At 65.5% G+C, this 8213-nt stretch carries 8 protein-coding genes, 4 tRNA genes and 1 pseudogene; 6 read left to right on the forward strand and 7 right to left on the reverse strand.

The features are described 5' to 3' along the window. Positions 1–86 precede the first annotated feature (86 nt). The 3 genes and pseudogenes from dusB to AC0KTM_RS28340 form a co-directional block, all read right to left on the reverse strand. Positions 87–1220 (reverse strand): tRNA dihydrouridine synthase DusB, encoded by a 1134-nt coding sequence (gene dusB, locus AC0KTM_RS28330; protein WP_472417332.1) that lies wholly within the window; start codon positions 1218–1220, stop codon positions 87–89. Positions 1221–1227: 7 nt separating this feature from the next. Further along, on the reverse strand, positions 1228–2250 hold the full coding sequence (locus AC0KTM_RS28335) for an acyl-ACP desaturase (protein WP_225327824.1): 1023 nt from the start codon (positions 2248–2250) through the stop codon (positions 1228–1230). A 129-nt stretch (positions 2251–2379) separates the two neighbouring features. Beyond that, a pseudogene (locus AC0KTM_RS28340) lies at positions 2380–3019 on the reverse strand (TetR/AcrR family transcriptional regulator); the annotation flags it as partial. A 66-nt stretch (positions 3020–3085) separates the two neighbouring features. Between AC0KTM_RS28340 and AC0KTM_RS28345 the strand changes: the two are divergent. Further along, entirely contained in the window at positions 3086–4144 is a 1059-nt protein-coding gene (locus AC0KTM_RS28345; RefSeq protein WP_472417334.1) for an oxygenase MpaB family protein, read from the forward strand. Positions 4145–4225: 81 nt separating this feature from the next. Here the strand turns inward: AC0KTM_RS28345 and AC0KTM_RS28350 are convergent, their stop codons facing one another. Genes AC0KTM_RS28350 through AC0KTM_RS28360 form a run of 3 tightly spaced genes read right to left on the reverse strand, consistent with a single transcriptional unit; the run spans position 4226 to position 5422 of the window. Then, positions 4226–4429 (reverse strand): zinc transporter Slc39a7, encoded by a 204-nt coding sequence (locus tag AC0KTM_RS28350; RefSeq protein ID WP_238955748.1) that lies wholly within the window; start codon positions 4427–4429, stop codon positions 4226–4228. Between the two features lie 44 nt (positions 4430–4473). Next, positions 4474–4881 (reverse strand): ArsR/SmtB family transcription factor, encoded by a 408-nt coding sequence (locus AC0KTM_RS28355; protein ID WP_238955749.1) that lies wholly within the window; start codon positions 4879–4881, stop codon positions 4474–4476. 40 nt (positions 4882–4921) lie between these two features. Next, positions 4922–5422: a nucleoside deaminase gene (locus AC0KTM_RS28360; protein WP_238955750.1), complete on the reverse strand. Its 501-nt coding sequence runs from the start codon at positions 5420–5422 to the stop codon at positions 4922–4924. Positions 5423–5541: 119 nt separating this feature from the next. Between AC0KTM_RS28360 and AC0KTM_RS28365 the strand changes: the two genes are divergently transcribed. Continuing rightward, positions 5542–6441: a class I SAM-dependent methyltransferase gene (locus AC0KTM_RS28365; RefSeq protein ID WP_238955751.1), complete on the forward strand. Its 900-nt coding sequence runs from the start codon at positions 5542–5544 to the stop codon at positions 6439–6441. 39 nt (positions 6442–6480) lie between these two features. Here the strand turns inward: AC0KTM_RS28365 and AC0KTM_RS28370 are convergent. Beyond that, a tRNA-Lys gene (locus AC0KTM_RS28370) sits at positions 6481–6556 on the reverse strand. A 124-nt stretch (positions 6557–6680) separates the two neighbouring features. Between AC0KTM_RS28370 and AC0KTM_RS28375 the strand changes: the two genes are divergently transcribed. From AC0KTM_RS28375 to AC0KTM_RS28390, 4 genes are all read left to right on the forward strand, one after another. Further along, positions 6681–6753: transfer RNA gene (locus tag AC0KTM_RS28375), tRNA-Glu, on the forward strand. A gap of 29 nt (positions 6754–6782) precedes the next feature. Then, a tRNA-Asp gene (locus AC0KTM_RS28380) sits at positions 6783–6859 on the forward strand. 26 nt (positions 6860–6885) lie between these two features. Beyond that, positions 6886–6962, forward strand: a tRNA-Phe gene (locus AC0KTM_RS28385). Positions 6963–7209: 247 nt separating this feature from the next. Further along, on the forward strand, positions 7210–8082 hold the full coding sequence (locus AC0KTM_RS28390) for a HipA domain-containing protein (RefSeq protein WP_224113137.1): 873 nt from the start codon (positions 7210–7212) through the stop codon (positions 8080–8082). Positions 8083–8213: the final 131 nt, after the last annotated feature.

Consider the following 8213-nt stretch of genomic DNA (forward strand, 5'->3'; position numbering starts at 1 on the left):
GGAAACTCATCCGCCATCCAAGCGCACGCAACAAAGCCCACATCGTACTGAGTTATCGGTCCGGAAGCGATCTCGAGCCGGTGGACTCAGCCGCCCGAATGCATGACGTCGGCACCGGCCGGCACGGTGCAGTCGTCGGGGTCGTCCAGCCAGCCTTCCGGGAGCACGACCCTCGCCGGTGAACCCTGCCGGCCCCGGGGGCCGCTCGCCTCGTCCGGGAAGGGCACGCTGCCGTCCAACCGGTCGAGCAGGCCGTCCAGCTCGTCGAGCGTCTTGACCATCGCCAGCGCCCGGCGCAGCTCGGAGCCGGCCGGAAACCCGTGCAGGTACCAGGCGATGTGCTTGCGGATGTCGCGCATGCCCTTGTCCTCGCCGAAGTGCGCGGCCAGCAGCTGCCCGTGCCGGCGGACGATGTCGGCGACCTCGCCCAGCGTGGGCGGGGTGGGCGGCGGGCTGCCGGTGAACGCGGCCGACAGCTCGGCGAAAAGCCACGGCCGGCCCAGGCAGCCGCGGCCGATGACCACGCCGTCGCATCCGGTGGCGGCCATCATCGTCAGCGCGTCGCTGGCGTCGTAGATGTCACCGTTGCCGAGCACCGGGATCGTGCGCACATGCTGCTTGAGGCGGGCGATCTCGTCCCAATCGGCGGTGCCGGAGTAGCGTTGCGCCGCCGTACGGGCGTGCAGCGCGACCGCGGCGGCGCCCTCGGCTTCGGCGATGAGTCCGGCATCGAGGTGCGTGTGGTGCTCGTCGTCGATGCCGATGCGGAACTTCACGGTCACCGGTATCGGGGTGCCCTCGGTGGCGCGCACGGCCGCGGCGATGATCTGGCCGAACAGCCGCCGCTTGTAGGGCAGCGCCGAGCCGCCCCCGCGCTTGGTGACCTTGGGCACCGGGCAGCCGAAATTCATGTCGATGTGATCGGCCAGGCCTTCGTCGGCGATCATCTTGGCGGCCGCGTAGGTGGTCGCGGGGTCGACGGTGTAGAGCTGCAGCGAGCGGGGCGACTCGTCGGGGGCGAACGTGGTCATGTGCATGGTGACCGGGTGTCGCTCGACGAGCGCGCGGGCGGTCACCATCTCGCAGACATAGAGTCCGCTGACGGTGCCGACCTTGGACTGCTCCAGCTCACGGCACAGCGTCCGGAATGCGACGTTGGTAACGCCCGCCATCGGTGCCAGTACCACCGGGCTGGCGAGCGCGATGGAACCGATGCGCACCGCTTGGTTACCGCCGGCTCATGGTCAGCGTGCCCGCGGTCTGATGCAGCTCGGCTGCCGTGGTCCTCTTGCCGGTGCGGGCTTCACGGTCGAGCTGGCGCTGCTTGGAGACCTCGAACTTGTCGCAGGTTTGCTCGAGCTCCTTGATCAGCACACCCAGATCGTCGCGCAAGGCGGCGGCCTCACCGGTGAAGTCCTCGCGCTCGAAGATGCGCCATTTCCTCAACACCGGCATGACGACCTCGTCGAGGTGGATGCGTGGGTCGTACACGCCGCCGACGGCGATCATCACGGCCTTGCGCCGGAACTCGGGCACCTGGTAGCCGGGCATCTGGAAGTTGCGCAGCACCTTGTGCAGCGACTTCATCGCCTGATTGGGCGCGATCTCGAACCCGGCCTCGGTGACGTCGCGGTAGAAGATCATGTGCAGGTTCTCGTCGGCAGAGATCTTGGCCAGCAACTGGTCGGCGATCGTGTCGTTGCACGCCTTACCGGTGTTGCGGTGCGAGATCCGGGTCGCCAACTCCTGGAAGGTCACGTAGGTTACCGAATCGAACAGGCTCTCGGCGAACAGGTCTTCCCGAACCTGGTGGTTCTGGCCGGGGCTGAAGCCGCGGTTGACCACCTCGATGCGCAGCTTCTCCAACTCGATCGGATCGACCGCGCGCGTGACCACCAGGTAGTCGCGCAGCGCGATGCCGTGCCGGTTCTCCTCTGCGGTCCACCGGTTGACCCACTGGCCCCAGGGGCCGTCCATGCTGAAGTTCATCGCGATCTCGCGGTGGTACGACGGCAGGTTGTCTTCGGTCATCAGGTTCTGGACCATCGCCACCTGGGCGACGTCAGTGAGCTTGGATTGCCCCGGCTCCCAGTCCTGCCCACCGAGCGCGTAGTAGTTCTTGCCGTCCGACCACGGGATGTAGTCGTGCGGGTTCCAGTTCTTGTGCATGCTCTCGTGCCGGTTCAGGTACTTCTCGACGGCCGGCTGGAGTTCGTGCAACAGCTGTAGGTTTGTCAGCTCGGCTGACATAGGGCCTCCAGTTATCTGTGTCGATGGGTAGCAGTCAATATATCTGTGTACTTCGGTAGCAGCAAGTTCCTCATCAGGCGTGGCTGATAACGGTTTGACATCGCGATCAGCCCCCGGTTTTACGGCTTTCCGATGCGGCCCAATTGAAAACCCGTTACTGCGAATTGCCGAGCTCTTCGGCGGGGACGTATGGGGCCGCCGTGATGTAGAGCATGTTGATGCAGTAGTCGATGAACTGTTTGCGGGTCGCCCCGAGCTGGCCGTGCAGGTAGGCGGTGAACAGGCTCGACAGGCCGCCGACCAGGCTGGTGGCGATCATCTTCTGCAGCACGGCATCGCCGATCCGGGACAGCTTGCGCTGCAGCAAGTCGATGAAGTTGGGCATCCACTCCGCGCCCGACCGGGTCAGCACCGGCTCCACCGCGGGCGCCAGCAACAGCACCCGTCCGCGGACGGGGTCGTCCACCATCAGTTCGACGAAGCGTTCGACGGCCTCTCGCGGGGTCGTCGCCGACGTCAGGGTGTTCATCGCGCGCGTGCAGACGTCGTCGTAGACCGCGCGGACGAATTCGTCACGGTCGGCGAAGCTTTCGTAGAAGTAGCGCTCGGTCAGCGCCGCCTTGCGGCACACCGCGCGCACGGTCAGCGCCGGTCCCCCGGAACCGCCGAGCAGCTGCACGCCGGCGCTGATCAGGTTGTCACGACGAAGCGCGAGGCGACTCTCCAAGGGGACGCCGGTCCAGCGCCCCCGTCGTTGACCCGTCTGCACATCGCTCCTAAGCTGAAAATGACAACGGCCGTAGTCAAAAATTTAGATACCTACAGGAATCCAATAGTGACTCAAGATACGTCCGCATCGCACCCCCTGACCAGCGACGCGACCGGCGCCCCTGAGCAGTCGAGTCCGGCCGGGCCGACCGACGGGTCCAGCGGCGCCGCGGCGGGCTGCCCGGTATCGCCCCTGGGCTACGAGGCGCCGCCGGCACCGCTGGGGCCCGATTCCCTGACCTGGCGGTATTTTGGGGACTGGCGGGGCATGCTGCAGGGCCCGTGGGCCGGATCGATGCAGAACATGCACCCCCAACTGGGCGCGGCGGTCCTCGACCACTCCACCTTCTTCCGCGAGCGGTGGCCGCGTCTGCTGCGTTCGTTGTATCCCATCGGGGGAGTGGTCTTCGACGGTGACCGCGCACCGGTCACCGGCGCCGAGGTGCGTGATTACCACACCGACATCAAGGGGGTCGACGACCAGGGCCGCCGCTACCACGCGTTGAACCCCGACGTCTTCTACTGGGCGCACTCCACCTTCTTCATGGGCACCATTCACGTGGCCGAACGGTTCTGTGGCGGGATCACCGAGGCGCAGAAGCGTCAACTGTTCGACGAGCATGTCGAGTGGTACCGCATGTACGGCATGAGCATGCGGCCCGTGCCGAAGTCGTGGGAGGAGTTCCAGGCCTACTGGGACCACATGTGTCGCAACGTGCTGGAGAGCAACGAGGCCGCCCGTGCCGTGCTCGATCTGAGCGTGTTGCCCAAACCGCCTTTCGCGCAATGGATTCCGGATCCCTTGTGGGCCATGCAGCGCAAACTGATGGCCCCGTTTTTCGTGTGGCTGACGGTCGGCCTGTACGACCCTCCGGTGCGGGAGCTGATGGGCTACCAATGGTCGCGCCGCGACGAGTGGCTGCACCGGCGTTTTGGCGACCTGGTTCGTTTCGTATTCGCCTTGGTGCCAAGCAGATTCCGTAAGCACCCGCGAGCCCGCGCCGGTTTGGACCGCGCCAGCGGGCGAATCCCGCTCGATACCCCGCTGGTGCAAACTCCGGCGCGCAACCTGCCGCCCGTCGAGGAGCGCGGGGATCCCAAGCACTACTGCCCGATGGTGTCTTAGCCGTACGACGATGCAGCCCGCGGAGCGGGGTGTGAAGGAGTACGGCAATTGTGCCCTGAGCTCGGTGAGTCGCCGTCCGCCCTAGGCGTGGGCGTGACCGTGAACCTCCTCGAGTCCCGCCTGGTGCACGTGCCGATGATTGTGTTGCGTCCCGTCGGCGTGCGCGTGGGAGTGCTCGTGCTCCACGTGGTCATGCTCGTGGGACGTGTGCGCGTGGGCGTGCGTCACGTCGCCGTGCTGGTGCTCGTGCGCGTGGGGCGCGTCGTGGGTGTGCTCTTCGCTCATCGGTGATGCCTCCTTGTGTGAAATGCCTTGTGCTTCCGGCTCGCTCAGCGGCTGGCGCTGCGGTGTCGGTTCGGTGTGGGCGACGATCCGGTTACCGCCTTGAGGCTGTTGTCACCGCGGTGGTGACCGGGAACCCCGGGGCCGGCGTGCTCGGCGTTGAAAACGGCGTCGATGACCAGCTGGCGGACGTGGTCGTTCTCCAGGCTGTAGAAGATCGTGGTGCCTTCCCGGCGGGTGCGGACCAGACGTGCCATCCGCAACTTCGCGAGGTGCTGGGAAACCGACGGCGCCGGCTTGCCCACGTGCTCGGCGAGTTCGTTGACCGACATCTCGTGGTCGGTCAACGACCAGAGCACCTGCACGCGGGTGGCATCGGCGAGCATCCGGAAGACTTCGACCACCAGGCCTGCCTGGTCGTCGGGGAGGCGCCCTTTGCTATTACCTGCATGCATACGCAGATACTAGCGAAAGGCGGCGGGGCTGCCAAGCGGCTCAGGCCGGCGGGACGAACGTCGTCTGGCGCCGGCCGCCATTGCGCTCGTTCCAGAGCCGGTAGACCTCTATCGCGCCCTGGCGGGGGTCGTAGCGCATCGGCAGGCGCCGCCGGTCCCAGTCCTTGGCGAATTCGTCATAGAACGTGGACAGCTCGAAGTACTTGCGGTCATCGGCGTAGTACTGCTCGTAGCTGTCGCGGGTGGTCAGGAACACGACCTCCCGGGGCGAGCAGTAATACAGTGAGCCCAGGCACATCGGGCACGGGTGGGCCAGCACGTAGATCGTGGTATCGACAAGGTGCTCGGTGCCCAGCTTCACGCAGGCCTCGCGGATGGCGAGGATCTCGGCGTGGGCGGTGGGGTCGTTCGTCTGGGCCACCCGGTTGGCGCTCTCGGCGAGCACCTCGCCGCCCCGGACGATCACCGTTGCGAACGGCCGACCGCCTTCGGCCACGTTGCGGCGAGCCAGTTCGATCGTTCGTTGAGCGAAGTCGGTCACGGGTCCTCCGGAGTGGGACGGCAGCAGATAAGTCGGAGAGTAGCCCCGTCGGCCGCCACACCGAGTCCGTGATGTTAACTAGATTATCTATCTTTTTCCGACCCGACTGAAGGGGCATCATGGCGCGCACCGATCGTGATCGTTGGGACCTGGCGACAAGCGTCGGGGCGACGGCGACCATGGTGGCCGCCCAGCGGGCGCTGTCCTCCGACGCGAAGTTGATCGACGATCCGTATGCCGCCCCGCTGGTGCGGGCGGTCGGGATCGACGTCTACGTCCGGCTGGTGAACGGGGAAATCGCGGCCGAGGGGGACACCGAGTTCGATCCCCAGCGGATGGCGCAGGGAATGGCCTGCCGAACCCGGTTTTATGACCAGTTTTTTCTGGACGCGACCCGCAGCGGCATCGGCCAGGCCGTGATCCTGGCGTCGGGCCTGGATTCCCGCGCCTACCGCCTGCCCTGGCCGGCCGGGACCGTCGTTTACGAGGTCGACATGCCAGAGGTCATCGAGTTCAAGACCCTGACCCTGGGCGATCTGGGAGCCGAGCCGACCGCCGAGCGGCGCACCGTCGCCATCGATCTGCGCGACGATTGGGCCTCGGCCCTGCAGGCCGCGGGATTCGATCCGCAGGCCCCCTCGGCGTGGAGCGCCGAAGGCTTGGTGGTCTACCTGCCGGACGAAGCTCAGGACGCGCTGTTCGACAACATCACCGCGCTCAGCGCGCCCGGCAGCCGCCTCGCTTTCGAATTCGTGCCCGACACTGCGGTTTTCGCCGACCCGCGGTGGCGCGCCCACCACGACCGGATGAGCGAACTCGGTTTCGAGATCGACTTCAACGACCTCGTCTATCACGGCCGGCGCAGCCATATCGTCGACCACCTGAACCGGCGCGGCTGGCAGACCTCCTCGGCAACGGTCGCGGAGCTGCACGCGGCGAACGGATTCGCCTACGCCGACGACGACGTCGCCGCGGCCTTCGCCGATGTGACGTACTGCAGTGCTGCGCTCGGGCGATGAGCGGTCATCGGTCGCGCGCGGCGAGCGCCATGCGCGATGTGGTGCCCCCACTAGGACTCGAACCTAGGACCTGCGGATTAAAAGTCCGTAGCTCTACCAACTGAGCTATAGGGGCCGCGGAGATTCAGGATACTTGGACCGAAAACCCGGCTCGTTTGAGGATTGGGCACACCGTGACCTAAGCTGACGTGGCTCCCAACGAAACCACGTTGCGAGTACCCCGGAGTGATTCGGTTCTGGCCCCCATCGTCTAGTGGCCTAGGACGCCGCCCTTTCACGGCGGTAGCACGGGTTCGAATCCCGTTGGGGGTACGCGACGCGGTGACGCGGAGCAGCAGCAAGGCCCTGTGGCGCAGTTGGTTAGCGCGCCGCCCTGTCACGGCGGAGGTCGCGGGTTCGAGTCCCGTCAGGGTCGCCAGCACGGCGAGGCACTCGCTGCCTTCCGGCCAGGTAGCTCAGTCGGTACGAGCGTCCGCCTGAAAAGCGGAAGGTCGGCGGTTCGATCCCGCCCCTGGCCACCAAGTATCTGTGCATTTCAGCGCCCCTTTTCGCTCTGTCTACGAACTCGTCATCACCGATTCGGACTCGGCGATGGGGCCAATATGGGGCCAAAAACGAGGTGCCGTCGCTGCCAACTCTGTATCGGATCCGTCCCCCTCGACTCTCCGCTGTCTTCGAGCGGAGCCCTACGCGACATGCGCGTGGCCAGTGGCGATTGCACTAGCACCTGCGAGGCACAATTGCGTCGTGCCCGTTCGCTGGTCAGTCGTGGCTGCCGACGACTGGGCTGTCGCTGGCCTCGAGAGCCAGGGCCAGCATCCGCACGACTGGCTCAAACATCCGTCGAGAGAGCGTACCTGGCTGTTCAAACCCGCACGGCCAGAGCGCGATCGTTCCCTCGGGGAAGACACTGTGGAGAAGCTCGGAAGCGAGATGGCTCGGCTGGTCGGAGTGCCGGCGGCCACGGTCGAACTAGCCACTCGGGGCGGGGTGCGTGGCGCATTGGTTGAAGACGTGCGATTGCCAGAGTGGGAATTGCAGGCAGGGCAGGCGCTAATGCCAGAGGTGGTTATCGATTACGACCCGACTGATCCTGAAGCGCGCGGATACAATGTCGGCTCTATCAGGCAGGCACTCACACGGTTTGGATCACCGCCAGGCTCATCGATGCCTACGTCGTTTCGGGCTTTCGATGCGTTCGCAGGATATCTCCTGTTTGACGCGTTGATCGCGCATGGAGATCGCCACGACCGCAACTGGGCCGTCCTTGTGCCGCCGCCGGACGTATCCGAGCCCTCTTTCGACCACGCAGCTAGCCTCGGCTTTACGTTGAGCGACGAACTGCGCGCCGAGCACTTACGCGACGGAACAGTGATGAAATGGGCAGAACGTGGGCACGCGAGCCGATTTGAGCATCGCAAGGGCACGCGTTGGCAGACACTCGTGGACCTGGCAGGCGACGCCATCAGACTCTGTGGACCGAGCACCCGCGAGTACTGGCGTGAACGGATACTGTCGCTTGAACGGCGGACCGTTGAGGACCTATTTGCTTCTGCCCCAGGGATGACGGAGACTGCGCACCGTTTCACGGTCGAACTCGTCAAGATTAATCGAGAGAGGTTGCTCGATGTCCTCGCCTGAATTGCTGTTATCGCGGACGTCAATGGCCACGCGACGCTTCGCTGTCGCATGGCGGAACCGGCGGCGACGCTTAAATTACGCCGGTGGCCGTACTAGACCACGGTGCCAAAGGCTATCGATTCCAGTACCTA

This window comes from Mycobacterium sp. NTMscope_Eco_3, from assembly GCF_976985685.1.